The 24,771-nt window shown below is 63.9% G+C and carries 28 protein-coding genes; 19 read left to right on the top strand and 9 right to left on the bottom strand.

What is annotated here, in order from left to right:
- Nucleotides 1-6 precede the first annotated feature (6 nt).
- Nucleotides 7-759 (bottom strand): hypothetical protein, encoded by a 753-nt coding sequence (locus K3146_RS09995; RefSeq protein ID WP_221546144.1) that lies wholly within the window; start codon nt 757-759, stop codon nt 7-9.
- Between the two features lie 125 nt (nt 760-884).
- Between K3146_RS09995 and K3146_RS09990 the strand changes: the two genes are divergently transcribed.
- The 6 genes from K3146_RS09990 (at nt 885) to K3146_RS09965 (ending at nt 6,619) form a co-directional block, all read left to right on the top strand.
- Nucleotides 885-2,690, top strand: a complete 1,806-nt coding sequence (locus tag K3146_RS09990; RefSeq protein WP_221546143.1) for an aminopeptidase P family protein — start codon at nt 885-887, stop codon at nt 2,688-2,690.
- 76 nt (nt 2,691-2,766) lie between these two features.
- Nucleotides 2,767-3,162, top strand: coding sequence for a VOC family protein (locus tag K3146_RS09985; protein ID WP_221546142.1), 396 nt, complete (start codon nt 2,767-2,769; stop codon nt 3,160-3,162).
- A complete protein-coding gene (locus tag K3146_RS09980; protein WP_221546141.1) occupies nt 3,162-3,560 on the top strand; it encodes a cupin domain-containing protein in 399 nt (132 codons plus the stop codon). Before K3146_RS09985 ends, K3146_RS09980 begins: the two co-directional genes overlap by 1 nt.
- A gap of 177 nt (nt 3,561-3,737) precedes the next feature.
- Complete coding sequence (locus K3146_RS09975) at nt 3,738-4,406, top strand: EF-hand domain-containing protein (RefSeq protein WP_221546140.1); 669 nt, start codon at nt 3,738-3,740, stop codon at nt 4,404-4,406.
- Nucleotides 4,407-4,451: 45 nt separating this feature from the next.
- Nucleotides 4,452-5,186, top strand: coding sequence for a response regulator (locus K3146_RS09970; protein ID WP_221546139.1), 735 nt, complete (start codon nt 4,452-4,454; stop codon nt 5,184-5,186).
- Nucleotides 5,183-6,619 carry a sensor histidine kinase gene (locus tag K3146_RS09965; RefSeq protein WP_221546138.1) on the top strand — a complete coding sequence of 479 codons (1,437 nt, stop codon included), beginning with the start codon at nt 5,183-5,185 and terminating at the stop codon, nt 6,617-6,619. Before K3146_RS09970 ends, K3146_RS09965 begins: the two co-directional genes overlap by 4 nt.
- Here the strand turns inward: K3146_RS09965 and K3146_RS09960 are convergent.
- Together K3146_RS09960 and K3146_RS09955 are read right to left on the bottom strand one after the other, a co-directional pair.
- Entirely contained in the window at nt 6,616-7,017 is a 402-nt protein-coding gene (locus tag K3146_RS09960; RefSeq protein WP_247711193.1) for a ribose-phosphate pyrophosphokinase, read from the bottom strand. The genes K3146_RS09965 and K3146_RS09960 overlap by 4 nt on opposite strands.
- A 2-nt stretch (nt 7,018-7,019) precedes the next feature.
- Nucleotides 7,020-8,546 (bottom strand): helicase HerA-like domain-containing protein, encoded by a 1,527-nt coding sequence (locus K3146_RS09955; protein ID WP_221546137.1) that lies wholly within the window; start codon nt 8,544-8,546, stop codon nt 7,020-7,022.
- Between the two features lie 108 nt (nt 8,547-8,654).
- On the opposite strand from K3146_RS09955, the gene pabB reads away from it, so the two are divergent.
- From pabB to K3146_RS09915, 8 genes are all read left to right on the top strand, one after another.
- On the top strand, nt 8,655-10,466 hold the full coding sequence (pabB, locus tag K3146_RS09950; RefSeq protein WP_221546136.1) for an aminodeoxychorismate synthase component I: 1,812 nt from the start codon (nt 8,655-8,657) through the stop codon (nt 10,464-10,466).
- The gene (locus K3146_RS09945; RefSeq protein WP_221546135.1) at nt 10,463-11,131 is read left to right on the top strand and encodes an RluA family pseudouridine synthase; all 669 of its coding nucleotides are present in this window, start codon (nt 10,463-10,465) and stop codon (nt 11,129-11,131) included. Before pabB ends, K3146_RS09945 begins: the two co-directional genes overlap by 4 nt.
- Nucleotides 11,124-11,528: an alternative ribosome rescue aminoacyl-tRNA hydrolase ArfB gene (gene arfB, locus K3146_RS09940; RefSeq protein WP_221546134.1), complete on the top strand. Its 405-nt coding sequence runs from the start codon at nt 11,124-11,126 to the stop codon at nt 11,526-11,528. The genes K3146_RS09945 and arfB overlap by 8 nt, the downstream gene beginning before the upstream one ends.
- 132 nt (nt 11,529-11,660) lie before the next feature.
- A complete protein-coding gene (rpmG, locus tag K3146_RS09935; protein ID WP_006832561.1) occupies nt 11,661-11,828 on the top strand; it encodes a 50S ribosomal protein L33 in 168 nt (55 codons plus the stop codon).
- An 88-nt stretch (nt 11,829-11,916) separates the two neighbouring features.
- Nucleotides 11,917-12,579: a LolA family protein gene (locus K3146_RS09930; RefSeq protein ID WP_221546133.1), complete on the top strand. Its 663-nt coding sequence runs from the start codon at nt 11,917-11,919 to the stop codon at nt 12,577-12,579.
- 265 nt (nt 12,580-12,844) lie between these two features.
- A complete protein-coding gene (xth, locus tag K3146_RS09925; protein ID WP_221546132.1) occupies nt 12,845-13,636 on the top strand; it encodes an exodeoxyribonuclease III in 792 nt (263 codons plus the stop codon).
- 35 nt (nt 13,637-13,671) lie between these two features.
- Nucleotides 13,672-14,694: a GTP cyclohydrolase II gene (ribA, locus tag K3146_RS09920; RefSeq protein ID WP_221546131.1), complete on the top strand. Its 1,023-nt coding sequence runs from the start codon at nt 13,672-13,674 to the stop codon at nt 14,692-14,694.
- Nucleotides 14,691-15,191, top strand: coding sequence for a GNAT family N-acetyltransferase (locus tag K3146_RS09915; RefSeq protein WP_221546130.1), 501 nt, complete (start codon nt 14,691-14,693; stop codon nt 15,189-15,191). Before ribA ends, K3146_RS09915 begins: the two co-directional genes overlap by 4 nt.
- Here the strand turns inward: K3146_RS09915 and asd are convergent.
- From asd to recQ, 5 genes are all read right to left on the bottom strand, one after another.
- Nucleotides 15,170-16,030: an archaetidylserine decarboxylase gene (gene asd, locus K3146_RS09910; protein ID WP_221546129.1), complete on the bottom strand. Its 861-nt coding sequence runs from the start codon at nt 16,028-16,030 to the stop codon at nt 15,170-15,172. The two genes, K3146_RS09915 and asd, sit on opposite strands and share 22 nt — an antisense overlap.
- A 26-nt stretch (nt 16,031-16,056) precedes the next feature.
- Nucleotides 16,057-16,320, bottom strand: a complete 264-nt coding sequence (locus tag K3146_RS09905) for a DksA/TraR family C4-type zinc finger protein (RefSeq protein WP_221546128.1) — start codon at nt 16,318-16,320, stop codon at nt 16,057-16,059.
- A 201-nt stretch (nt 16,321-16,521) separates the two neighbouring features.
- Nucleotides 16,522-16,716, bottom strand: coding sequence for a type II toxin-antitoxin system antitoxin (locus K3146_RS09900; protein ID WP_221546127.1), 195 nt, complete (start codon nt 16,714-16,716; stop codon nt 16,522-16,524).
- A 27-nt stretch (nt 16,717-16,743) separates the two neighbouring features.
- A complete protein-coding gene (locus K3146_RS09895; RefSeq protein ID WP_247711192.1) occupies nt 16,744-17,655 on the bottom strand; it encodes an SPFH domain-containing protein in 912 nt (303 codons plus the stop codon).
- Nucleotides 17,656-17,726: 71 nt separating this feature from the next.
- The gene (gene recQ, locus K3146_RS09890) at nt 17,727-19,514 is read right to left on the bottom strand and encodes a DNA helicase RecQ (RefSeq protein ID WP_221546126.1); all 1,788 of its coding nucleotides are present in this window, start codon (nt 19,512-19,514) and stop codon (nt 17,727-17,729) included.
- 116 nt (nt 19,515-19,630) lie between these two features.
- Here recQ and K3146_RS09885 point away from each other — a divergent pair, with 116 nt between their 5' ends.
- From K3146_RS09885 to K3146_RS09865, 5 genes are all read left to right on the top strand, one after another.
- Nucleotides 19,631-19,915, top strand: coding sequence for a hypothetical protein (locus K3146_RS09885; RefSeq protein ID WP_221546125.1), 285 nt, complete (start codon nt 19,631-19,633; stop codon nt 19,913-19,915).
- A 98-nt stretch (nt 19,916-20,013) separates the two neighbouring features.
- Entirely contained in the window at nt 20,014-20,220 is a 207-nt protein-coding gene (locus tag K3146_RS09880) for a hypothetical protein (RefSeq protein WP_221546124.1), read from the top strand.
- Nucleotides 20,221-20,237: 17 nt separating this feature from the next.
- Nucleotides 20,238-21,398 (top strand): acyl-CoA dehydrogenase family protein, encoded by a 1,161-nt coding sequence (locus K3146_RS09875; protein WP_221546500.1) that lies wholly within the window; start codon nt 20,238-20,240, stop codon nt 21,396-21,398.
- 3 nt (nt 21,399-21,401) lie between these two features.
- The gene (locus K3146_RS09870) at nt 21,402-22,631 is read left to right on the top strand and encodes a CoA transferase (RefSeq protein WP_221546123.1); all 1,230 of its coding nucleotides are present in this window, start codon (nt 21,402-21,404) and stop codon (nt 22,629-22,631) included.
- Nucleotides 22,632-22,742: 111 nt separating this feature from the next.
- Complete coding sequence (locus K3146_RS09865) at nt 22,743-23,975, top strand: acetyl-CoA C-acetyltransferase (protein WP_221546122.1); 1,233 nt, start codon at nt 22,743-22,745, stop codon at nt 23,973-23,975.
- On the opposite strand, the gene ppk2 is transcribed toward K3146_RS09865, so the two are convergent.
- A complete protein-coding gene (ppk2, locus tag K3146_RS09860; RefSeq protein ID WP_221546121.1) occupies nt 23,972-24,742 on the bottom strand; it encodes a polyphosphate kinase 2 in 771 nt (256 codons plus the stop codon). The two genes, K3146_RS09865 and ppk2, sit on opposite strands and share 4 nt — an antisense overlap.
- Between the last annotated feature and the right edge of the window lie 29 nt (nt 24,743-24,771).

Here is a 24,771-nt window from a genome sequence, read left to right as displayed (position 1 = left end):
GGGGAGTTAGAGGTCGAGCTTGGCCATCGGGACAGCGCATTCGAGCGCCAGCCGCGCAAGGGCGTCAACCGGGGCCGCCTGATGGCCCGCCTCCATCGCTCGCTGGATCGCGAAGCCAAAGGCGGCCGGGCGCTGCTGTGGCGGGACCTCGTAGGTATCGAGAGCCTCGGCAAGCTTTGACTGGAAGACCTTCACCCATTCGATGGGCAGATCGCTGGCCCGCTCGCGTTCGTCGAGACGGGGCACGCCGAATTCGGGCGAGCCGACAGTCTTGGCGACATGCCCCATAGTCTCTTCCACCATCTGGACCGAGACCTGCGCACCGAGGCCCTGCGCCGCGCCCAGCGTGAGGCTGAGCAGCGAGGTTTCGCTTTCCCAGAGGAATCGATTGGGCAGGTCACCGTAGAAATAGGTGCGTCCGTCCGCGCCTTCGATCACCATCATCCCGGCCTCCTGAGGCGTGCGACCGGCCTCCTGCACTTCGGCGAGTGCCGCCTTGAGGCACGCTGCACCGCCGCAGCTGGCAAGGATGGCAATGAGGTTCTGGATATGCACGCCGCGCTCGTCGGCGATGATTTTCATCACCAGATCGAACAGAACCATGCCGCCCATCTGTGCGCGCTGGTGCGGCTTTTCGTCCTGCTCCCGGTCGAGCAGTTCGAGCACATTGCGATGCCCGGGCGATGTCTCCGCACGCTCTTGTGCTGCTGGATACCTGCGCTGTGCGGGCGTCGTGAGCCCCTTGCGTCCAAAAACCAAATTTGATCCCCTTTCGCAGGCCAAACTACTGAGAAGGTTCTAAGAAATAGTTGGGATGCAGGGAGGGGCACCAGTTGCTATATGGCCGGGCATACAGACCGGAATCACAAAGAGAGACCCTTTCAATGCTTATGCAGACCCATGAAGCCCGTCTCGACGCGCTGCGCACCGAAATGGCCAAGCGCGGCCTCGACGGCTTCGTCATTCCCATCTCCGACGAGCACATGAGCGAATATGTCGGCTCCTATGCGCAGCGGCTGCACTGGCTGACGGGTTTTGGCGGGAGCGCGGGCAGTGCAGCGGTCCTGAAGGACAAGGCCGCGATGTTCACCGACGGCCGATATACCGTGCAGGTGCGCGAGCAGGTCGATGGCAAGCTCTACGATTACGAGGATGTGCCCGCGACATCGCCCGCCAAGTGGCTTGCGGAACATGCACCAGAGGGCGGCAAGATCGGTTACGACGCCTGGCTCCACGGCGTGGAATGGGCCGAAGAAGCGAGCAAGCTGTTCGCCAAGAAGGGCATCGAGCTGGTCCCGGTCGATGGCAATCCGATCGATGCGGTCTGGGCCGATCGCCCGCAACCCTCGCTTGCGCCCGCCGTGCCGCATGACGAACGGTTCGCCGGTCGCTCAAGCGCCGACAAACGCGCCGAGGTGGCCGATTGGCTCAAGCGCGAAGGCTATGACGCAACTGTCATCACCGCGCTGGATTCGGTCGCCTGGCTGCTCAACATGCGCGGGGCAGATGTCGACAACACTCCGGTCGCGCTGTCCTATGTGCTGGCCCATGCAGACGGTACGGCAGAGCTTTTCATCGCCCACGAAAAGGTCACTCCGGAACTGACCCAGCACCTAGGCAATGCCGTGCGCGTGAGGGACCGGGCCGAGTTCGAACCCGCGCTGGCCGAATTTAGGGGCAAGACCATTGCGGTCGATCCCAAGCATGCCGTGGCAGGGATCTTCCATGCGCTGGAAGAGGGCGGTGCAAAGGTCGTGCGCGATGATGATCCGGTCGTGCTCCCTAAGGCGATCAAGACCGAAGCGGAACAGCAGGGCCACCGCGAGGCTCAGGCGCGCGATGGTGCGGCGGTCGTTCGCTACCTGCGCTGGATCGAAGAATATGCGCCCAGCGGCGAGGTGGACGAGCTTTCCGCCGCGGCCAAGCTGCGCGAATTCCGCGGCCTCAGTCCCGACATGAGGGACTGCAGCTTCAACACCATCAGCGCCGCTGCAGGCCATGCTGCCCTGCCGCACTACAAGGTGGATGAGGACAGCAACATCCCGATCCCGCCTTCCAGCATCTATCTGTGCGATTCGGGCGGGCAGTATCTCGACGGAACGACCGATATCACCCGCACCGTCTGGGTTGGACCGGGTGAGCCGACCGTGGAAATGATCGACCGCAATACGCGCGTCCTCAAGGGCCACATCGAACTCGACCTCGCCCGCTTCCCCGATGGCACCAGTGGCGGTGCGCTTGACGCGCTGGCGCGCATGCACCTGTGGCAGGCAGGCGTCGACTATGGCCACGGGACGGGCCACGGCGTGGGTAGCTATCTCTCGGTCCACGAAGGGCCGCAGCGGATTTCCAAGCCCGGCGGGGCCTTCGCCGGGACCGGAGCGCCCTTGCGCGAGGGCATGATCCTCTCGAACGAGCCGGGCTATTACAAGCCCGGCGAATACGGCATCCGGATCGAGAACCTCGTGCTGGTGGTCGATGCGAAGGTCGAAGGTAGCGAGGGCAAGTATCTGACTTTCGAGACGCTCACCCACGTGCCACTCGACCGCAGGCTGGTCGACAAGGCAATTCTCACCGACCGCGAGATCGCATGGTGGAATTCCTATCACGCGAAGACACGCGAGATCCTCGCCCCCCAACTCGAAGGCGACGACCTCGCCTGGCTCGAGCGCGAGTGTCGCCCGCTGTAGGAACAGCTTGCAGCAATAGGTATGTTCACGTAATGTTCCATCGGTCGCGAGTCGCTTTCAGCAAGGAGTAGGGCAGATGATCGGTTACGTTACGGTGGGCACAAACGACCTCGAGAAGGCCGCGAAATTCTACGATGCCATCGCCGCAGAAATGGGCGTCGGGCGGATGATGGAGTTCGACACCTTCATCGCCTGGGGCAAGTGGGATGGCGGCGCGGGCGTTGCTGCGACCAAGCCTTTCGATGGCGAGAAAGCGACGGTCGGAAACGGTACCATGGTCGCGCTCCAGGCGGAGAACCGTGACCAGGTGAAGCGGCTCTACGACATCGCGCTCGCCAATGGCGGCAGCGACGAAGGCGAGCCGGGCCCGCGCGGGGAGCCGGACGAGAACGGCATGCAGTTCTATGCTGCCTATTTCCGCGATCCTGATGGAAACAAGCTCAACGCCTTCCTGATGGACAAGGTCGGGTAGTGGCCGACCCTCGCCGCCTGCCGGATAGCTTCATTCACCTTGGCCTCGGCGCCACGGCGGTGCCTCAGCCACCCTTCGACGGGATGGAATGGTACGAAGCTTACGGCAAGCGGAATGGGGTCGATGGCCGTGAAGGAAGACTGGTAAGCCAGCACACTTTCACCGAAAGCTGGCCGAGCTGGGAAATGCACCCGCTGGGAGATGAGGTGGTAATCTGCATCTCGGGCGAGATGGTGCTGACGCAGGAGTTTCCCGACGGGCGGATCGAGAAGACGACGCTTGGTGCAGGCGACTATGCGATCAACGCGCCCGGCGTTTGGCATATTGCCGACATCGAGCTTGAGGCAACGGCTATATTCATCACGGCTGGCGAGGGCACCCAGCACCGGCCGCGTTAGAGATTTCACGTTCGTGAACGGCGCTTCACGTTTGTGACAAAGCGATACAATTCAGCCATCCTGCGGGATATTGCTGCGACATTGCTCCTGCAGAGAGGATGCACGAGCTGCGGTGCGGACAGACCTGTTCTCCCCCCTCCCGCCGTGCCGCAGCTCTCCACATCTGGAGGCTTAGACATGAAGAAGATCGCACTTTCCCTTTCCGCCACCGCACTGGCCCTGGCCGGCACGGCAGCTCTCGCGCATAATCACGGCGGCAAGCACAATCCCGATGCCGATGGTGACGGCACCATCACCCAGGCCGAAATGGAAGCCCATGGCGCGGCGCTTTTCTCACGCATGGACGCGAATGGCGATGGCGTGGTCGACGCCGATGATCGCGCAGCCCACCGCATGGAGAAATTCGCCGAGGCCGATACCAATGGCGACGGCGAGCTTTCGCATGCAGAGATGATGGCCATGCATGAAGCGCGAATGGAGCGTCGCAGCGAACGACGCGAGGCTCGCGAAGGGCACCGTGCCCAGAAGATGGCAGCCCATTTTGAACGCATGGACACCGACAATTCTGGCGGACTATCGCAGGATGAACTCAAGGCCATGCACGAAGCGCGCGGTGAGCGTCGCGATGGCAAGCGCGGCAAGCGTGGCGGACGCCACGGCGCGATGCAGATGCTGCGAATGGCGGATGCCAATGGCGACAAGTCGGTGACCCGCGCGGAATTCGACGCGGCGCTGGCTGCCCGGTTCGCCAAGGCCGATCGCGACGGTGATGGCGTCGTCTCGGCTGAAGAGCATGCGGCCGCGAAGGCAGAGCGCAAGTCGCGCCGTGAAGGGCGTCGCCAGTAAGCGGCTTGCGCCGCAGGTCGCACAAGCGGTAGTCGCCGGATCGACATGAACGACAGCGCGCCGACCAAACTCCTCCTCGTCGATGACGAGCGAAGCCTGCGCGAACCCCTGGCGGAGTATCTCTCCGGCCAGGGGTTCAGCGTCTCGCAGGCCGAAAGCGCAGCCAGGGCGCGGAGCGAGCTGGAAACAGCCACACCCGATCTCGTGCTGCTCGACATCATGATGCCGGGTGAAGACGGACTATCGCTCTGCCGCCATCTCGTTGAGGCGCGCGGGCTCCCGGTCATCCTCCTGACCGCAAAGGGCGAAGCGATGGACCGCATCGTCGGGCTCGAAATCGGGGCAGACGACTATGTCACCAAGCCCTTCGAGCCGCGTGAACTGGTGGCGCGCATCCGTTCGGTGCTGCGCCGTGCAGAACGTGCTCCCGAAGCTGCGGGTGAGGACCTGCTCTATCGTTTCGAAGGATGGACGCTTGATCCCCTGAAACGGAGGCTCAGCGATCCGGACGGTACCCTTGTCCCCATCTCGACCGCCGAGTTCCGCATGCTTCGCGCCTTTTGCGACCATCCGCGCCGCGTGCTGGACCGCGACCAGTTGCTCGACATGGTGCAGGGCCGCGAAGCCCATCTGTTCGACCGCGCGGTCGACAACCAGGTCAGTCGGCTAAGGCGCAAGATCGAGGCCGACAGCAGGAATCCGCACTTCATCCAGACGGTGCGTGGCGGCGGCTACCGGTTCGGCGCCGATGTCACGCGCGCTGCGCAAGGAACGGCATGACGCGCTTCCTGCCAAAGAGCCTGCTCGGACAGGTAACGCTCGCGGTCGCCCTGACGCTGCTCGTCGTCCAGGGCGTGAATGCGGTTGTCGCTTGGAATATCGAGAAGGACCGGGCCGAAGCCGCGCTGGTCAACATGCTTGGCCTGCGTTTCGTTGCGGCGGCGCGGATCGCGGAAGAAGGGTTTCCTGCGGTTCGCATCGATCCCGGACCAAGGCGCGGGGCCGAGGGAGAGCGCCGCCTGCCGCGCAGGGCAGATAGGGTTGCACGGAGATTCGGCAATACCGATTTCAGTCGCAGCGCGGAGTTCCCGGGCTTTTCCGTTGACGAGGACCGTCCCGCGATTGCTCGACGGCTCGGCGAGACATTGCGCAACAATGGCCGCGAGTTCGACGATATCCGTGTGGTCGAGCGCCCCGCATCGGCCGACCCGGTGGCCCAGCGCTTCCTCCGCCGGATGGCAATGCGCCGGGGTCTACAGCAAGAAGATCTTCCGAAGACAGTCGCGGTCGCCGGCATATCGAGCGGCGGCACATGGGAGGTCGTCCGCGCGCCGGTCCGCGCTCCGCACAGGCATTTCGGACCCGCCTTTCCGATCCTGCGCGCTGCGGCGCTGACCGCGCTGCTCTGCTTTGTCCTGTGGCTGATCCTGCGCCGTATCACCGGCCCCCTCGCACAGCTGACGAAGCGGACCGAGGACTTCTCGCAATTGCCTGTCCATGCCTCCCCGATGGAGCCGCAAGGTCCGGAGGACGTGCGGCGGCTGATTGCCGCGCACAATGCGATGGAAGCACGGATCGGCGCGATGATCGACGAGAAGGACGTGATGCTGGGCGCGATCGGCCACGATCTGAAGACCCCGCTCGCCGCGCTTCGGGTGCGCGTCGAGGGCGTCGAGGACGAGGCGACGCGCAGCCGCATGGTCGATTCGATCGAGGACATCACTCGCACGCTCGACGAGATCCTCCTGCTAGCCCGGATCGGCCGCGCCGATCGCCCCGCCGAAAGAACCGAACTCTATGCGCTGCTGGTTTCGGTGATCGAGGAATTCGAGGATATGAATCAGCCGGTCGCGCTGCTCGATGGTCAGCGCCTTGCAGCCCCTGTGCACCTCACCTGGCTCAAGCGCGGCGTGCGCAACCTCGTGTCGAATGCGCTGCGTTATGGCGGCACGGCGGAAGTCAGCCTGACGCGCGAGGATGGCCATGCCGTGATCCGGATCGAGGACGATGGGCCGGGCATTCCCGAAGGCCGCATCGCCGAAATGCTCGAACCCTTCACACGCGGCGAGGCCAGTCGCAATCGGGCCACCGGAGGGGCGGGACTTGGTCTCACGATCGCGCGGGCCGTGGCAGAACAGCATGGCGGTTCGCTGGAGCTGGCCAACCGGCAGCAGGGCGGATTGCGCGCCGAGCTGCGCCTTCCGCTGGGCTAGTGGCTCGCCCAGAAATCGTAGGTTTCGGCCTGTAGCTTCTCGACGTATCGCTTCGCCTTGGCGCCGGTCCATTCGCCCTTGAAATCGCGGCGGGAGATCCACCAGCCCTGGCCCGGCAGGCCGTCGCTCTCGCGCACCACGAGGACCGCAAGCGGGGCCTCGGAGCGGGCCTTTCCTTCAGCGTCTAGCGTGTCGAGCGTCTTGCAAAGGGCGCGCATCTTCGGGCGGGTGAAGCGAAAGCCCAGCCGACCGAGGATTTCGGAGTAGCTCATCGCACGTCGCTCGCGCGCGGCCTCCACCAGCAGGGCGCGGACTCGCTCCGTATCATGAATGGCGGACAGGTCGGGCGTCTCGGAAAGGCCGTTGTCGGCCAGGAATTCTCCGAGCGCGCGATCCATGGTCAGCGCATCAGTCCGCCGACGATATTGCGGACAAACGCATTGAGGCCGGTGCGAACCGGATCGGCGCGCGATTTCTTGCCCAGCACCGTGGCGACCGCGACCGAGGTCAGCGAGCCCGCGGCTGCCTTGGCCGCAGCCTTGCCGGCCTTGGTCCACATGGAGGGCGTCTTGCGCTCTCGCTTTGCGACTTCCTCGCGGCTCGTTTCCTCGACCTCCTTTGCGGTCTTGGCAGCATCGGCAGCCTTGGCCGCAAGAACCTCCTCTGCACTCTCGCGATCGACGGCCTCGTCATACTTGCCGTCGAGATCGCTCACCGAGTTGATGATCTTGCGCTCCTTCTCGGTCACCGGACCGAGGCGCGAGTGCGGAGGCTTGATCAAGGTGCGCTGCACAACGCCCGGTGCGCCGTCTTCGTCGAGTGTCGAAACTAGCGCCTCGCCCACCCTGAGCTGCGTGATGGCTTCCTGGACATCGAGATCCGGGTTGATGCGGAAGGTCTCGGCCGCTGCCTTGATGGCCCGCTGGTCGCGCGGCGTGAAGGCGCGCAAGGCGTGCTGTATGCGGTTGCCGAGCTGGCCGGCGATCTTCTCAGGGATATCGATCGGGTTTTGTGTCACGAAATAGACGCCGACGCCCTTCGAACGGATCAGGCGCACGACCTGTTCGACCTTGTCCTCCAGCGCCTCGGGCGCATCGTCGAACAGCAGGTGTGCCTCGTCGAAGAAGAAGACGAGCTTCGGCTTGTCCGGATCGCCCACCTCGGGAAGCGTCTCGAACAGTTCGGCCAGCAGCCAAAGCAGGAAGGTCGCATAGAGCTTCGGGCTGCGCATCAGCTTGTCGGCAGCGAGGACATTGATGATCCCGCGACCCTGGTCGTCGGTGGCGAGGAAATCGTCGATCTCCAGTGCAGGCTCGCCAAAGAACTGGTCCGCGCCCTGGCTTTCGAAGCTTAGTAGCTGGCGCTGGATCGCGCCGACGCTGGCCTTGGAGACATTGCCGTATTTGCCCGAGAGGTCCGACGCGTTCTCATGCGCGAAGGCCAGCATTGCCTGCAGATCGCCGAGATCGAGCAGCAGGAGGTTGTTCTCGTCGGCATAGCGAAAGACTATGTTGAGCACGCCTTCCTGCGTCTCGTTCAAATCGAGCAGCCGGGCGAGGAGCAGCGGGCCCATCTCCGAAATCGTGGTGCGGATCGGGAAACCCTTTTCGCCGTAAAGGTCCCAGAAGACGGCGGCGTTATCCGCATAGGCATAGTCGTCCATGCCCAACTCTTTCGCGCGGCCCTCCAGCTTGTCGGCATGCTTGAACTGCGGCGAACCCGCCATCGATATGCCCGCAAGGTCGCCCTTCACATCGGCGACGAAGACGGGAACGCCATTGGCGGAGAAGCTCTCTGCAAGGCCCTGCAGCGTCACTGTCTTGCCGGTTCCGGTCGCGCCTGCAATCAGCCCGTGACGATTGGCCTGTTCCAGCCGGAGATGCTGGTTCTCGCCATCGCCGCCCAACCCGAGAAAAATGGTGCTCATAGAAGTCCCGCCCTTGATCTGTGTTTGCCCAGATGTGGCGCAGGGGGCGCGGCAAGGTCAAGCGAGCACTCGACTTGGCTGCGAAGCGCTGTAAATGCTGTTTGCGCAATGGCGGGCGGACATCCCTTTGTTTTGCTGGACGATGCGCGCGAAAGCGGCGCTGCCGACGCGCTGCTCTATGAAAACCCGCGCGAAGTGTTTGTCGCAAGGAGGGCTGACGAGGTCGAATGGGCGCTTCGGGCTGCCGAGGCGGCGCGCAAGGGCGGCGGCGAACTCGCGGGCTACATCACCTACGAAGCCGGACTCGCGCTCGAGGATCGTTTGGCAGCCCGTGCCGCAGCGAAGACCGGTGCAACCGGTCCGCTCGTGTGGCTTGGCCTGTTCGATGCACCGGAAAAGATCGCGGCAGCTGACATGTCCGACTGGCTGCAGGCACATGCACGGGGGCCCGGCTCGGTCGGGCCGCTGGAACCGCAAATCTCGCCGGGCGGATACGAGGCAGCGTTTGCGAAACTGCAGGAAGCGATCCGCGCTGGCGATATCTACCAGGCGAACCTGACCTTCCCCCTGGCAGGCAATTTCACCGGCGATCCGCTGGGTCTCTACGCGGCGCTCCGGCCCGCCGCGCAGGCTGGCTATGGCGGCGTGATCTTCGATGGCTCGCACTGGCTCTTGAGCCTCTCGCCCGAACTCTTTGTCTCGCTCAAGGGTAACGAGGCCAAGGCCAAGCCGATGAAGGGGACGCGCCCTCGCTCTTCTGACGAGCCGCAGGATCGGGCCTATGCCGAAGAGCTCGCATCCTCGGTGAAGGACAAGGCCGAGAACCTGATGATCGTCGATCTCATGCGCAATGATCTGTCTCGCGTGGCGGAGGCGGGCAGTGTGCGCGTGGACGAACCCTTCGCGATCGAAAGCTACCCGACCGTGCACCAGATGGTCAGCGTCGTGCGTGCCGAATTGCAAGACGGGATGGGGGCGATCGACCTCGTCCGCGCACTATTCCCCTGCGGTTCGATCACCGGGGCGCCGAAGATCCGCGCGATGGAGCTGATCGACGAGGTCGAGCGCGATGCCCGCGGTCCCTATTGCGGGGCCATCGGGCGGATCGGTGCAGACGGGGATGCCGCATTCAATGTGGCAATCCGCACCCTTCGCCTGACCGAGATCGAGAATTCGCGCGGCAAGGCCGTGCTCGGCGTTGGCGGCGCGATCGTCGCGGACAGCGAAGCGCATACCGAATGGCGCGAGGCGCTGCTCAAGGGCGCTTTCGCCCGCTCGGGCTCGCCAGACCATCGCGCCGCGCAATTCGACCTGATCGAGACGATGCGCTTCACGCCGGAAGAAGGCATCGCCCTGCTCGAGGCGCATTTGCTGCGCATGAAGAGCAGCGCACACGAGCTGGGCTTCAGCTTCGACCGGCACGAGGCGCGCAACCAGCTCCATGCTTGCTGTTTCGTGCTCGACAAGCCGAGCCGCGTGCGCTTGCTCGCATCGCGCAGCGGAGCGATCGCGCTGGAGACGTCGGGGATGCCGCAAGGCTGGGAGGAACCGGCCAGATGTGTCGTGCTGCCCCTGCCGGTCGATCCGGGTGACTGGCGCCTCAGGCACAAGACCACGGACCGCGGCTTCTACGAGGATGGTCGCGCGGTGGCGCAGAGCCAGGGGGCCGACGAGGCGTTGTTCGTGCGCGAAGAGGGTCTCCTCACCGAAGGCTGCATCACCAGTATCTTTGTCGCGCGCGATGGCCTATTGCTCACGCCGCCCGCAACGCTCGGCTTGCTGCCGGGAGTGTTTCGCCAGTCCCTTCTCGACGAAGGAAAGGCGCGCGAGGCAGAGCTCACCATTGCCGATCTCGAGGACGGTTTCTTCCTCGGAAATGCGCTGCGCCAGCTGGTGCGCGCCGAACTGAAGACTGCATGACCGATATTCCCATCCTGTTCGAAGACGGCGAAGCGCTCGTCATCGACAAGCCCGCGGGCCTTTCCATCGACCGTCCGCGCAAGGGCGGGCCGGCGCTGGAAGACCACTACGAACAGCTGAAGCTCGGCTTCCAGCGTGCGCCTTCGCCTGTCCATCGGCTCGACACCGATACCAGCGGCTGCTTGCTGCTCGCGCGCAATCCGAAGGCACTCAAGCGCTTCGGCATGGCCTTCGAGCAGCGGCTGGTCGAAAAGCGCTATCTCGGCATCCTCTCGGGTATTCCCGAGGGCGAGGCAGGCACGATCGAGCTATCGCTGTCCAAGATCAGCAGCGCGGACAGGGGCTGGCGCATGATCGCGGCGAAGAAGGGGAAACCCTCGGTCACGCACTGGCGGAAGGTGGCCGAACACGACGGCAAGGCGCTGATCGAGTTTCGCCCGGAGACAGGTCGGACGCACCAGATCCGTATCCATTGCGAGGCTGGGCTCGGCATGTCGCTGCTCGGCGATCCGGTTTACGGCACGGGCCCGGACAAAAAAAGCGGTGCGCCGCGCACCATGCTGCACGCAGCGGGCCTGGTCGTACCGCGCGAGAACAAGCCCGCAATCGAGGCCGCAGCTCCGCTTCCGCGGGACTTTGCCGCCCTCGGTTTCACCGATGGGTAGAATTGCCGACCGCGCGCAGGAGATAGCCGAGGAGAAGTTCATCGCCTCCTCCGGCCCCGGTGGGCAGAACGTCAACAAGGTGGCCACCGCCGTCCAGCTGCGCGTCGACGTCTTTCAGCTCGGCATGCCGCCCGATGCCTTCGAGCGGCTGAAGGAACTGGCTGGTAGCAAATTCACCAAGGCGGGCGAGATCGTGCTCACTGCAAACGAATACCGCACGCAGGAACAGAACCGTGAGGCAGCGCGAGAGCGGCTGGTCGCGTTGCTCGGCGAGGCGCTCACACCGCCAAAGAAGCGCAAGAAAAGCCGCGTGAACCGCGTGGGCAAGGTGAAGCGGCTCAAGGCGAAGAAAGTGCGCGGCGAAGTGAAGGCAAATCGCGGCAAGGTCGACTGGTAGCGGATCGTCGGCTGACGCTTGACTTTTCCCCGTGAATCACACAAAGGGCGCGCCGGACGGCGGTGCAGCTCGCGCCGCCCTTATTATTTCGGCCGAAATCGGCCGCCACCGAAAGATCTTTAGGAACACGCCATGGCGAAGCCCGCAACCGTCAAGATCAAGCTCGTCTCGACCGCCGACACGGGCTTCTACTACGTGACGAAGAAGAATCCGCGCAACCACACCGAGAAGTTCGTCTTCAAGAAGTACGACCCGGTGGCGCGCAAGCACGTCGAATTCAAGGAAGCCAAGATCAAGTGATCTGGCGGGGCGTTTGCTCCACAAGCTGAATGGCGGGAACGCCTTTAGTTCAGTGACAGTTCAATGCTCCGACTGTAGATCACGGAGCATGAACACCTTGTCTCTCTTCAAGAACCGACCTGTCGCCTCGGCCTTCGCACTCGCGTTGGCCGTTGGCGTGCCTGCCTCATTCTACGTGGCTCCCGCACCTGTCGAAGCGGCAGCGGGCGATCTCGACCGTGCGGTCGATGCTCTGCGCGGCATTTCGACGATGAAGGCCGATTTCGTCCAGACCGACCGCAACGGCCAGGCCGTGTCGGGCGTCATGACGCTGAAGCGCCCGGGCAAGATCCGGTTCGAATATGAGAAGGGCGTCGACCTGCTTGTCGTCTCGAACGGCAAGTCGATGTACATGATCGATTACGCGGTGAACCAGGTCCAGCGCTGGCCGATCAGGAATTCGCCGCTCGGCGCGCTGCTCGATCCCAATCGCGACGTGAAGAAGTATGGCCGGCTGATCGAGACCTCGCATAGCGACGTGGTCAGCATCGAGGTGCGCGACAGCGATCGCCCCGAATTCGGTGTGATCACGCTCATCTTTCAGCGCGACGCATCGGCACCGGGCGGACTGCGGCTGACGCACTGGGTCGCGCTCGATTCGCAGAACCACCGCACCACCGTCCGGCTGCGCAACCACCGCTATGGCATGGCGGTTGCCGACAGCACGTTCAGGTTCCGCGATCCGCGCCGCACATCCCGTCGCCCGGGATAAACGTTTCGGCGCTGACATGTGGCGACTATGCGATCCGCCGAAGTGCAATGTTCATTGAGCAGCAAGCCGAACAGGGATAAAACAGTCCCTATCGAAGCGGCGGGCGGCAATTTCCCCCCTGTTGATTGCCCCGCCCGATAAGTCGCTCGGTATCCAAGCGTGACGAACGCTCACATGGAACCCTTGAGCCAATGCCCCCGGCTCAAGGGTTTTTTGTTGGGGAAGGCGGGTAGACCCGTGGCGCGCGCCGCCCTATCTCCGCGCCATGGTTTCTGTAGCTACCTGGAACATCAATTCCGTCCGCCTGCGCATGCCGATCGTCGAACGTTTCCTCAAGGAGACGTCACCCGACGTGCTGTGCCTCCAGGAAATCAAATGCCAGGAGCAACAGTTTCCCTTCGAAGCCTTCAAGGCGTTGGGCTATGAGCACGTCGCCGTGCATGGCCAGAAGGGCTATCACGGTGTTGCAACCGTAAGCCGCGTGCCGCTGCGCGAGTTCTCGCGCCACGACTGGCAGGATAATGGCGAGGCACGCCATGTTGGTGTCGAGCTGCCGGATCATGACGGGATGATCATCGAGAACGTCTACGTGCCAGCTGGCGGCGACGAGCCCGACCGCGAGGTGAACCCCAAGTTCGGCCAGAAGCTCGATTTCCTCGAGCGGATGACGAAATGGGCCGACAAGGTGGATCGGCCCACGCTGATCGTCGGCGATTTCAACATCGCCCCGCTCGAAAGCGACGTGTGGAACCACAAGCAGTTGCTCAAGGTCGTCAGCCATACGCCGGTGGAGGTCGAAAGCCTCCAGCGCTTCATGGATGCGCATGGCTGGGCCGATATCGGTCGCGAGCACATCAAGGCTCCCGAACGTTACTACAGCTGGTGGAGCTACCGCGCGAAGGACTGGAAGGCGAATGATCGCGGCCGCCGCCTCGACCATATGTGGGCCAGCCCGGAACTCGCGAAACAGGCGACTGGGCACTCGGTCCATGAGTATGCGCGCGATTGGGAAAAGCCGTCCGACCACGTGCCTCTGGTGACGGAGTTCAGCCTCTGAGCGAGCCGTCGCCCTCCCGCCGCGCGGCGCTGGCAGTGGACGCTCTGCGCCACGGCTGGCCGCTCGCGATCGAGGGCGCACCTTTGCTGCAACCAGTGGAGACGGCCTTCTCCGAACTGTCGGGCGAGGCGATGCTGATTTCCGCCTCGCGCGCCGCGACGCTCAAGCTCGCCAATCAGCTGGAGGCCGCTGCACCGCGGCAGCCGGTGTTGATGCGCAGCGCGGAGACTTTCGACCTCCCTGCCGCACTCGCCATTGCTGACCCTGCGCTCGATTTGCAGAACCCGCTGAAGGGTCCGTTCAAGGCGCTTCCGATCGAATGGGAGGAGCAGGCCAAGGCGGCGCTGGAACTTGCGCGCATTGCGGGCATCCTTCCGGCTTTCCTCGTCGATCCCACGGGGGCGGGCGAACCGGCTTCGGTCGAGGTCGGCGACCTCGCCGCATTCACCGACCCGCAGCGCCTGAAGATCGCGACCCGCGCCAGGCTCCCTGTCGCAGCAGCTGAGGGCGCCCGCATCGTCGCCTTCCGCAGCCCCGACGACACGCGCGAGCATGTCGCCCTCGTGATCGGCGAGCAGCGCGCGGACAGGCCGCCGCTCGTGCGGCTCCATTCGGAATGCCTGACCGGCGATATTCTCGGCAGCCTCAAATGCGATTGCGGGCCGCAGCTCGATGCAGCGCTGCGCGCGATGGCGGATGAGGCTGACAAGGGCGGCTGGGGCGTGCTGCTCTACATGCGGCAGGAAGGGCGCGGCATCGGGCTGGTGAACAAACTGCGCGCCTATCGGTTGCAGGATCAGGGGTTCGATACGGTCGATGCCAATACGCGGCTAGGCCTGCCCGACGAAGCGCGCGATTTCCCGACGGCAGCGCGCATGCTCGAATTGCTGGGCGTGAAGGAGATCCGGCTGATGACGAACAATCCTGCCAAGGTGAAAGCGCTCCAGTGCGAGGGCCTGACTGTCACCGAGAGGGTCGCCCATTCGCTGCCCGACAATCCGCACAACGCACGCTACCTTGCGACCAAGCGCGACCGCGCGGGGCACATCCTCCCATGAGCGCGCTAACGATCCGCCCTGAGGATTCCTGCGATCATGCCGAGATCGCAGTCGTCACCAACGCCGCCTTCGCCGAAGTCGAGCATAGCGATGGCAGCGAGGTCCAGATCGTCGACGGCTTGCGTGCAGCGGGTGATCTCGCTCTCTCGCTCGTCGCCGAGGATGGCGAGCGGATCATCGGCCATGTCGCGGTATCGCCGGTCACGATTTCCGATGGGAGCGAGGGCTGGTACGGCCTTGGTCCAATCAGCGTCCTGCCTTCCCATCAGCGCGAAGGCGTGGGCCTGCGCCTGATGCAGCGCGCCATCGCAGACATGCGGATGAAGGGTGCTCGCGGCCTCGTGCTTCTGGGTGAGCCAGCCTATTACAAGCGCTTCGGTTTCGAACACGATCCGCAGCTGACCTATCCCGGACCACCTGCCGAATATTTCCAGCGCCTCGTTCTCGAAGGCGAAGCGCCGCGCGGGACTGTCAGCTACGCGCCGGCTTTCGGCTGAAGCCGCTTCCCGATCGCCTGTCCCATGCGGACGGCATCACCGGCCTTTAGCGAGGCATCCCATTCGACCTTGCCCGGTTCGAACAGCAGCACAGCAGTCGAGCCGAGGATGAAACGGCCCATCTCGTCGCCCGCTTCGAAGGCATGCTCGCCCGCCCCGAACTCTTCGCGCACCAGCTTCGGATTATGCGTTTCGACGAGACCGCTCCAGACGGTTTCGATGCCCGCGACAATCATTGCGCCCACCATGACATTTGCGAAGATTCCATCCGGCCCCTCGAAGAGGCAGGCGAGCCGTTCGTTCCTGGCGAAGAGTCCGTCGACATTCTCTGCCGTCACCTGGTTCACCGAGAAGAGCTCGCCCGGGACGTAGGTTGTCGATGTCAGCGTGCCGGCGGCGGGCATATGCACACGGTGATAGTCACGCGGGGAGAGATAGATCGTGGCAAAACTGCCACCTTCGAACCTCGCCGCTGCTTCCTTGTCTCCACCGAGCAATTGCACGGTCGTAAAGTGCCGCCCCTTGGCCTGGAAAATCCGCCCCTGCTCGATCTTGCCGATCTGGCTCACCGCGCCATCGGCGGGGCTCAGGATATGCGCCGAACTGTCTGCAAGAGGCCGCATCCCGGGCTTCAGTTCGCGCGTGAAGAAGTCGTTGAAGCTCTTGAACTCCTCCACCTCGCGCGCCGCTTGGCTCATATCGACGTCATAAGCCTTGATGAAACGGCGGATGAGCAGGTTCTTGAGCCACGGCACTTCGCTCGAAGCGATCGAGCCAGCGCCGCGCGAGACGGCGTGATGAGGAAGGACGTGCTGTAACCAGATGAAGGGCGAGGTCATGCGGGTGTCCATAGTCCAGCCGCGCTTCAGCGCAACTGGCTGTCCTTGCTGCCACGGCGATTGATACCGGATTGTCGAACAGCCGCATCGCGGCCCGACTGGCAGGCGACACAGGTGCGCACTCCCGGCAGGGCTTCGCGCCGCTTTTCCGGGATCGGCTCTCCGCATTCATCGCAATACTTCGCGCTCTCGCCAGTCGGCATGCGCGCGCGGGCGGCGCTGACGGCATCGTTCACCGTATCGTCGATCTGGTCCTGAACGGCGCCATCGCGCGCCCATCCTCCGGCCATGGGAAACTCCTTTGCCCGCTCAACGGGCGGAGGAGGGTCGGTGTTCCTTCAGAAAAGGAAGACGGCAAGCGGAATAAGCGCGACCGAAGCCAGCGCCACTGCGGCGACGATCCACTCGGGAAACCGCTGGGTATTCGAGATGACACGCCTGTCCATCCTGCCATCTTGGCGGGAAAAGGTTAATATCCGGCATGGGCCGACCTAGGGGTTCGAAGGCGGGCGCCCCCGGCGTGGTGGCTTGGACGGCGCGATCTCGACACCGCGCTTCTTCAGCGCCTCGCGCAGCAGCATCTCAATCTGCGCATTGGCACTGCGCAATTCGCTGGCAGCCAAGCGCTCGACCGCGGCGTGGACTGCCGGGTCGAGACGCAAGGCAAAGGCTTTCTTTTGCGGCATGGGAGAGTTCCCGTGCGGGCTCCGTTCCTAGTAGATCGAACCGGCGTTGATGACCGGATGCGCTTCCTTCTCGCCGCACAGCACCACCATCAGGTTGGAGACCATCGTCGCACGGCGCTCGGCGTCCATGTCGACGATGCCGTCCTCGCTGAGCTTGGTCAGCGCATCCTCGACCATTCCCACGGCACCAAGAACGATCTTGGCACGCGCCGCGATGATGGCGTCGGCCTGCTGACGCTTAAGCATGGCGCTGGCGATTTCGCTGGCATAGGCAAGGTGGGTGAGGCCCGCTTCGTCGACCATTACACCGGCAACCTTGAGCCGGTCGTTTAGCTCTTCGAGCAGTTCCCCATTTACTACCTCGGCGCCGCCGCGCAGCGTCACTTCCTCGCCTTCGAAGTCGTCATAAGGGTGGCGCGAGCCCACGGTGCGGAGTCCCGCTTCGATCTGGATGTTCACGAATTCCTTGTAATCGTCGACATCGAAGCTCGCCTGTGCGGTGTCGCGCACGCGCCATACCACGTTGCAGGCGATCTCGATCGGGTTGCCGCGCAAATCGTTGATCTTCACCCGCTCGGAATGGATGTTGTGCGCACGGGCGGAGATCTTGTTCTTGCCCATCCACGGCCACACCCAGCGCAGCCCCTCGGTCCGTTCGGAACCCTTGTATTCGCCGAACAGGGTGATGACCGCGGCCTGGTTCGGCTGGATCATGAAGAAGCCCGAAGCGAGGACGAGCACGCCGATCAGCGAGACGACGAGCATGCCCACAAAGCCGATCTTCACGGCTTTCGGTGCCCCGTCATAGGGCGCCATCCCCGGCAGGATAAAGGCCAGCGCTGCCACTGCGACCACGAGGATCAGCAGCATGATGTAGCCATTGTAGCTGGTCGCCGCGCTTTCGCGGCTGGTTTTCATTCCGGACAGGTCGACCGACATGTTCGTGCCTCCTTCGATATAATTATGATATCATATTTATATCAAATGATACGAAAGTCAATCGGATCCGGTCAGTGGCGTGCGATCTCGCTCAGGAAACGCTCGCCATAGGCCTCCAGCTTCTTGCCCCCGATCCCGCCGATTCGCCCCATCTCGGCCATGGTCGTGGGGCGTGTGGAAATCATCTCGCGCAGGGTGGAATCGTGGAAGATGACATAGGGCGGGACCTGCGCCTCTGCGGCCAGTTCGCGGCGCAGTTCGCGCAAGGCTTCGAACAGCGGGTCGCCGACCGGGTTCGCCTCGTCGCCACCGCGCTTCCGGCCGCGCTGGCGTTTGGGCGGGACGACGATTTCCACCTCTCTTTCGCCCTTGAGGATCTCGCGTGCGCTTCCTCCAAGGGCGAGGCCGCCGTGCTCGGTCGGTAGGAGGTCGCCGCGTGCCTGTAGTGCGCGCCCGAGTGGCTGGAGCAGCCGTGCCTCCTCGCCCTCGACGATGCCGTAGACGCTCAGTCGGTCATGGCCTTTCTGGCGGACGCGATCGTCTTCGGCACCGATCAGTACCTTCTGCAAATGGCCCATGCCGAAACTCTGGCCGGTCCTGTAGACGGCAGAGAGCAGCTTGCGGGCCAGTTCGGTCACGTCGGTCACGCCCGGCGTGTCGAGGCAATTGTCGCAATTGCCGCATTGCGCAGGCGGGTCCTCCCCAAAGTGGCGCAACAGCACAGCGCGGCGGCAACCGGCGGTTTCGACAAGTCCGGCGAGCGCATCGAGCCGCGCACGTTCGGCATTGCGGCGATCCTCATCCACCTCGGCCAGCCGCGCGCGTGCTGTCGCGAAATCGCCCGCGCCCCAGAACAGGGTTGCAGCGGAAGGATCGCCGTCGCGGCCTGCTCGGCCCGTCTCCTGGTAATAGGCCTCGATCGACTTGGGTACGCCGACATGGGCGACAAAGCGCACGTCGGGCTTGTCGATGCCCATGCCGAAGGCGACTGTGGCGACGATCACCATGTCCTCGCTGGCGACGAAGGTCGCCTGATTGGCGGCGCGCGTGTCGGCGTCGAGGCCGGCATGGTATGGCAGGACCTGCCGCCCGGTTGCAGCCGCGAGCTTCTGCGCCAGATCCTCGACCTTGCGGCGGGTCTGTGCGTAGACGATGCCCGGGCCCGGCCGCTCAATCATGAGATCGGCCAGCTGGCGCACGGGATTGTCGCGATGGCGGATGGCGTAGCGGATATTGGGCCTGTCGAACCCCGCAAGGATCAGGCCGTCATCGGGAATGCCGAGCTGCGCCAGCACATCCTCGCGCGTCTGCCGGTCTGCGGTCGCGGTCAGCGCAAGACGCGGCACGCCGGGAAAGGCATCCATCAGCGGGCGCAGCATCCGATAGTCAGGCCGGAAATCGTGCCCCCATTCGGAGACGCAATGCGCCTCGTCCACCGCGAAGAGCGCGATGCGGGCGCTGGCGAGGAAATCCCGGAATTGCGGCTGGCTTGCGCGTTCGGGCGCGACGTAGAGCAGGTCGAGCTCACCTGCGCGATAGGCGTCCTGCGTTTCGCGCCAATCGGAATCGGCGCTGGTCAGCGTGGCGGCGCGAATGCCATTGGCCCTCGCGCTTCTCAGCTGGTCGTGCATCAGCGCGATCAGCGGACTGATGACGACGCAGGTCCCTTCGAGCATCACGGCGGGGAGCTGGTAGGTCAGCGACTTACCCGCGCCAGTCGGCATGACCGCAAGGCTAGATTGTCCTGCCAGCGTCCGCTCGACCACTTCTGCCTGCCGTCCGCGAAAGTCCTCGAAACCAAAGGTACTCCTCAGCGCGGCGCGGGGATCCAATTCGGCTATGTCGGAAGCGGCGACCATACGCCCCTCCTGCCACACCTCCCGCCCGGTGCAAGGAGCCGCCGCGCATTTTCCCCTTGGCGTTGATGCGAACAAGCGATTAACCACGCCGCACAGCCCCTAAAGGAGATTACCACATGAAATTCCGTCTCGTGGCCGCTGCCACTGCCAGCCTCGCTCTCGCCGCTTGCGGGAGCTCGGACAATGCCTCGACCGAAGCCGAAGCCGACACGGTCGAAGTCGCCGCCGACGAGGCCATGGACGGCGTGACCGACGAACCGGTCGCCGATCCCGAAGCCGCGATCGAAGAAGACACAGGCCCGACAGCAGCCGAAACCGCCAGGGTCGAGGAAGCCGCTGACAACGCCGCCGCTACCGCCGAAGCGGCCATGGACGCGATGGGCGAAGATCTGCCCGAGTAAGCCAGAAACACCGGAAGGGCGGGTTGGAGCCCGGGCTTCGCTCGCCCTCTTCCGTAGCGGCTTTGGCGCTTGCGCCCGGGAGAGATAGCATCGCCGCCATGAACAGACTCGTCCTTTTGCCCGCATTTGCGACCATGGCAGTCCTTGCTGCTTGCAATTCCTCCACCGAAGGGGTCGATCCCGGCCCGGTCACGCAGGAGGAAGCCGAGGCGCTGGACGATGCCGCATCCATGCTCGACGAGCAGCGCTTGATGGCCGAACCGGGCGAGGAAGCAGGCGACACCAGCGAGGGAGAGACGCCGTGACGACACCCAATCCCGGAATGGACCAGGACACGTTCGACCAGTTCCTCGAACAGCTTGAACGCTATGTCCGCGAACGCCTGATCCCTGCCGAAAAGCAGGTGATCGAGGAAGACAAGGTTCCCGACGACATCCTCGCCGAAATGAAGGACATGGGTCTTTTCGGCCTCACGGTTCCGGAAGAGCATGGCGGCGCAGGGCTCAATATCACGCAATATGCCAAGGTCGTGCAGACGATGGCCTATGCCGCGCCTGCCTATCGCTCGATCTTCTCGATCAACGTCGGCATGTTCAATTCGGCGATCAAGAACGGCGGCACGCCGGAACAGCAGGCCGAATGGTGGCCGCGGATCGCTGCTGGCGAGATCGCCTGTTTCGGCCTGACCGAGCCCGGCAGCGGCTCTGACAGCGCGGCGATGCAGACCATGGCCAAGCCCGACCCGGACGGGAACGGCTGGATCCTCAACGGCACCAAGCGGTACATCACCAACGCCCCGCACGCCGATGTCGCGCTGATCATGGCGCGAACCGAGAAAGACGCTCTGCCGAAAAACGCGCATGTCAGTGCCTTCATCGTGCCGATGGACACGCCGGGCATCTCGACCGGTAGCCCCGACAAGAAGATGGGCCAGTCGGGCAGCCATATCTCCGATGTCATGCTCGACGATGTGCACGTTCCGGGCGAAGCGCTGCTGGGTGGGGAGACCGGCAAGGGTTTCCGCTTTGCCATGATGAGCCTCGACAATGGCCGCATCTCGGTGGGCGCGGCGAGCGCTGGCTATGCCCGCCGCGCGCTCGACAGCGCGATCAAATATGCGAACGAGCGGCAGGCTTTCGGCGAACCTATCGCCAACTTCCAGCTGATCCAGCAGATGCTCGCCGAAAGCTGGACCGAGATCTACGCCGCCGAAGCGATGATGGCCGACGTCACCGCGCGCGTGGACCGGGGCGAGGACACGGTGAAACACGCCGCCGCCTTCAAGGTCTTCGCTAGCGAAATGTGCGGCCGCGTGGTCGACCGCGTGGTGCAGATCTATGGCGGGGCAGGCTATCTCGCCGAATACGATGCGGAGCGCTTCTTCCGCGATGCGCGCATCTACCGGATCTACGAAGGCACGACGCAGATCCTCCAGCTGCAGATAGCCAAGCGCATGCTGCGCGAATATGCGGCGAGTGTCTGAGGGGTGTACGGCCTCCTCAACGACCTGAGCATTATCGAAGCCTCCAGCTTCGTCGCCTCGCCCACTGCCGGGCTTTACTGCGCCCAGATGGGTGCAGAGGTGATCCGCGTCGATCACAAGGCGGGCGGTCTCGATTACGACCGCTACATGCTCACCAAGGAGGGCCGCTCGCTAAGTTGGGAAAACCTCAACCGGGCGAAGAAATCGGTCGCGCTCGACTTGCGCAGCGCCGAGGGGCGCGAGCTGCTGGTCGAACTCTCGGCGAAGACCGGAAACCTCATCACGAATTTGCCCGAGAAGAGCTTCCTCTCGCACGAAGCCGTGGCGGCAAATTGTCCGGAGCTTGTCAGCGTGCGGATCATGGGCTGGCATGATGGGCGCCAGGCGATGGACTTCACGGTCAATGCCGCGAGCGGTTACCCGTTGATGTGCGGGCCGGAGGAATGGGATGACGCCACCGCGCCGCCGGTCAACCAGGTCCTGCCTGCGTGGGATTTCATCACCGGCGCATACTGTGCCTTCGCCTTGGTCGCTGCGATCCGCCACCGCGATCACACGGGGGAAGGCAGCGAGCTTCGCGTGCCGCTGGGCGATGTGGCTATCGGTACGGTCGCGAACAGCGGAGCCATGGCCGAGATGCTCTATCGCGGGGCCGACCGCGAACGGCTCGGCAATGCGATCTGGGGAGCTTTCGGGCGCGATTTCCGCAGCCTCGACAACATCCGCTTCATGGTCGCGGCACTCACGGCAAAGCAATGGACGGGCCTGGTGAAGGCCTTCGGGGTCGAAGATGAAATCGCTCGACTCGAACAGCAATGCGGCGTGCGTTTCGCCGATGGCGACGATCCGCGCTTCAAGCATCGCCATGCGCTGTTCGACCTCTTCCAGTCACGTGCTGGGACGATGGACTGGCCCGAGCTCGAGCGCCGCATGGCTGCGGAAGGCTGTACGTTCGAGCGTTACCGCACCATGCACGAAGCGGCGAACGACCCTGTTCTGGTTGACGAAAATCCGCTCTTCACGAAGACCGACACCAACCCGTCCGGTTTCGAATATCCCGCCACCCGCAGCTTCGCCAACATCCCGGGCCGCGAGGCCGGTGAGCCCGCTCCTGCACCCTATCTCGGGCAGCATACGGAGGAGGTGCTGGCAGAGAGGCTGGGGCTTTCGTCGGGCGCGATTGGAGAATTGATTGACAGGGACATAGCTCGTTTGTCTGACGCGCCCACCTAATCACCGTTCGCCCTGAGCTTGTCGAAGGGCTGCACTTTATTTTAGCGCTCGTCCCAAAGTGAAGAACAGGGCTTCGACAAGCTCAGCCCGAACGGATTGAGAGGAATTTCTGTGACCCAATTACGCCGCGTCGCCATCTGCAAGCCGCTTCGTACGCCCGTCGGCAAGTTTCTCGGCAGCCTCGCCCCGCTTGAAGCAGGCGAGCTCGGTGCGGTCATCATCAAGGCGCTGGTCGAGCGTTCGGGCATCGACCCGATGCGTGTCGACGATGTCGTGTTCAGCCAAGGCTATGGCAGCGGCGAAGCGCCGGCTATCGGGCGCTGGAGCTGGCTCGCCGCAGGCTATCCGATCGAGGTCCCCGGCATGCAGCTCGACCGGCGCTGCGGCTCGGGCCTGCAGGCGGTCGCCACCGCTGCCATGATGGTCCAGACCGGCATGGCCGACTGCGTGCTCGCGGGCGGCGTCGAGAGCATGTCCAATGTCGAACACTACACGACCAAGGCCCGCCACGGCGCACGCATGGGGGACATCGTGTTATGGGACCGCCTGACCCGTGGGCGCCTGATGAGCCAGCCGATCGAACGCTTCGGCGTGATCACCGGCATGATCGAGACGGCGGAAAATCTCGCCAAGGATTACGATATTAGCCGCGAAGCGTCGGATGCCTTCGCCGTGCGCAGCCACCAGAATGCGGCACGCGCATGGGACGAGGGCAAGTTCGACGAACAGCTGGTGCCGGTCGAAATTCCCCAGCGGCGCGGCGACCCGGTTGTCTTCGCCAAGGACGAGGGTTTCCGGGCGGATGCCGATATGGAGAGCCTGTCGAAGCTGCGCGCCATCGACCTGAAGCGCGATCCCGATGCCATTGTTACGGCGGGCAACGCCAGCCAGCAGAACGATGCGGCGGCCGCCTGCCTCGTGGTGGCGGAAGACAAGGTAGAAGAGCTCGGTCTCGAACCGATCCTGTGGTTCCATTCGTGGAGCGCGGCGGGCTGCGATCCTTCGCGGATGGGCATCGGCCCGGTCCCGGCGGTAGAGCGTCTCTTCGCCAGGAACGGCCTCGGCTGGGACGATATCGGCCTCGTCGAACTCAACGAAGCCTTCGCCCCGCAGGCGCTGGCGGTACTCAACGGCTGGGGCTTTGCAGAAGACGACAGCCGCCGCGATATAGTCAACGTCAATGGCTCGGGCATCTCACTGGGCCATCCTATCGGCGCGACCGGCATCCGCATCCTCGCCGATATGGCGCACGAAATGCAGCGCCGTGAGGTACGCTACGGGCTCGAGACCATGTGCATCGGCGGCGGGCAGGGCATGGCCGCCGTATTCGAGCGCGCCGCCTAGTCTACCGGATAGTTCGCGATCGGCTTGAGCACGCCGTAGGTTTCTGCCTGGGGCTCTCGTCCAAGCTCGGGAAAGTCGATCTCGGCTGGCTCGCAATAAGTGTCCGGCATCCGGTCGAGCAGGTCGCGCACGAGGGTGAGCCGGCCCTGTTTCTGATCATTGAAATCGACAAGGGTCCAGGGTGCATGGCTGGTATGCGTGCGCCGCAACATCTCCTCGCGCGCATCGGTATAGGCGTCGTATTTGTCGCGCGCGGCCAGGTCGATGGGTGACAGCTTCCAGCGCTTGAGGGGATCCTCCAGCCGTTCGCGGAGCCTCTCCTCCTGGTTCGCTTGATCCGTGCCGAGCCAGTATTTGAAAAGCAGGATGCCGTCATCGACGAGCATTTTTTCGAACGTAGGAACCTGGTCGAGGAATTGCTCGACCTGCTCGTCAGTCGAGAAGCCCATGACTTTCTCGACGCCCGCGCGGTTGTACCAGCTACGATCGAACAGCGTTATCTCGCCCTTGGTCGGCAGGTAATCGACATAGCGCTGGAAATACCACTGGCCCTGCTCGTCTTCGGTCGGCTTGCCCAGCGCGATGACGTGGCATTGGCGCGGGTTGAGCTTTTCCGAAACAGCGCGGATCGCGCCGCCCTTGCCGGCGGTATCGCGCCCTTCGAAGATTACCACGATCCGTTGGCCGGTGACCCGCGCCCAGCGCGCCATAGCCACCAGCTCCTCCTGCATCGGCTCGATCGCGTCCTCGTAATCCGATTTCTTCATATCTCCCCCTCTCGCTGACCATTTGCGTC

The sequence above is a fragment of the Qipengyuania vesicularis genome (genome assembly GCF_019711415.1).
In the GTDB taxonomy this organism is placed as follows: Bacteria; Pseudomonadota; Alphaproteobacteria; order Sphingomonadales; family Sphingomonadaceae; genus Qipengyuania; species Qipengyuania vesicularis.
Note: the sequence above shows the minus strand (reverse complement) of the source record. Positions and strands in the feature narration are given on the sequence as shown.

Bases quoted from the DNA above. Each gene is read 5' to 3' on its own strand.
- K3146_RS09990 (WP_221546143.1), top strand. From the start codon at position 885: ATGCTTATGCAGACCCATGAAGCCCGTCTCGACGCGCTGCGCACCGAA.
- K3146_RS09985 (WP_221546142.1), top strand. From the start codon at position 2,767: ATGATCGGTTACGTTACGGTGGGCACAAACGACCTCGAGAAGGCCGCG.
- K3146_RS09975 (WP_221546140.1), top strand. From the start codon at position 3,738: ATGAAGAAGATCGCACTTTCCCTTTCCGCCACCGCACTGGCCCTGGCC.
- K3146_RS09970 (WP_221546139.1), top strand. From the start codon at position 4,452: ATGAACGACAGCGCGCCGACCAAACTCCTCCTCGTCGATGACGAGCGA.
- K3146_RS09965 (WP_221546138.1), top strand. From the start codon at position 5,183: ATGACGCGCTTCCTGCCAAAGAGCCTGCTCGGACAGGTAACGCTCGCG.
- K3146_RS09960 (WP_247711193.1), bottom strand. From the start codon at position 7,017: ATGGATCGCGCGCTCGGAGAATTCCTGGCCGACAACGGCCTTTCCGAG.
- K3146_RS09955 (WP_221546137.1), bottom strand. From the start codon at position 8,546: ATGAGCACCATTTTTCTCGGGTTGGGCGGCGATGGCGAGAACCAGCAT.
- pabB (WP_221546136.1), top strand. From the start codon at position 8,655: ATGGCGGGCGGACATCCCTTTGTTTTGCTGGACGATGCGCGCGAAAGC.
- K3146_RS09945 (WP_221546135.1), top strand. From the start codon at position 10,463: ATGACCGATATTCCCATCCTGTTCGAAGACGGCGAAGCGCTCGTCATC.
- arfB (WP_221546134.1), top strand. From the start codon at position 11,124: ATGGGTAGAATTGCCGACCGCGCGCAGGAGATAGCCGAGGAGAAGTTC.
- rpmG (WP_006832561.1), top strand. From the start codon at position 11,661: ATGGCGAAGCCCGCAACCGTCAAGATCAAGCTCGTCTCGACCGCCGAC.
- K3146_RS09930 (WP_221546133.1), top strand. From the start codon at position 11,917: ATGAACACCTTGTCTCTCTTCAAGAACCGACCTGTCGCCTCGGCCTTC.
- xth (WP_221546132.1), top strand. From the start codon at position 12,845: ATGGTTTCTGTAGCTACCTGGAACATCAATTCCGTCCGCCTGCGCATG.
- K3146_RS09915 (WP_221546130.1), top strand. From the start codon at position 14,691: ATGAGCGCGCTAACGATCCGCCCTGAGGATTCCTGCGATCATGCCGAG.
- asd (WP_221546129.1), bottom strand. From the start codon at position 16,030: ATGACCTCGCCCTTCATCTGGTTACAGCACGTCCTTCCTCATCACGCC.
- K3146_RS09905 (WP_221546128.1), bottom strand. From the start codon at position 16,320: ATGGCCGGAGGATGGGCGCGCGATGGCGCCGTTCAGGACCAGATCGAC.
- K3146_RS09900 (WP_221546127.1), bottom strand. From the start codon at position 16,716: ATGCCGCAAAAGAAAGCCTTTGCCTTGCGTCTCGACCCGGCAGTCCAC.
- K3146_RS09895 (WP_247711192.1), bottom strand. From the start codon at position 17,655: ATGTCGGTCGACCTGTCCGGAATGAAAACCAGCCGCGAAAGCGCGGCG.
- recQ (WP_221546126.1), bottom strand. From the start codon at position 19,514: ATGGTCGCCGCTTCCGACATAGCCGAATTGGATCCCCGCGCCGCGCTG.
- K3146_RS09885 (WP_221546125.1), top strand. From the start codon at position 19,631: ATGAAATTCCGTCTCGTGGCCGCTGCCACTGCCAGCCTCGCTCTCGCC.
- K3146_RS09880 (WP_221546124.1), top strand. From the start codon at position 20,014: ATGAACAGACTCGTCCTTTTGCCCGCATTTGCGACCATGGCAGTCCTT.
- K3146_RS09875 (WP_221546500.1), top strand. From the start codon at position 20,238: ATGGACCAGGACACGTTCGACCAGTTCCTCGAACAGCTTGAACGCTAT.
- ppk2 (WP_221546121.1), bottom strand. From the start codon at position 24,742: ATGAAGAAATCGGATTACGAGGACGCGATCGAGCCGATGCAGGAGGAG.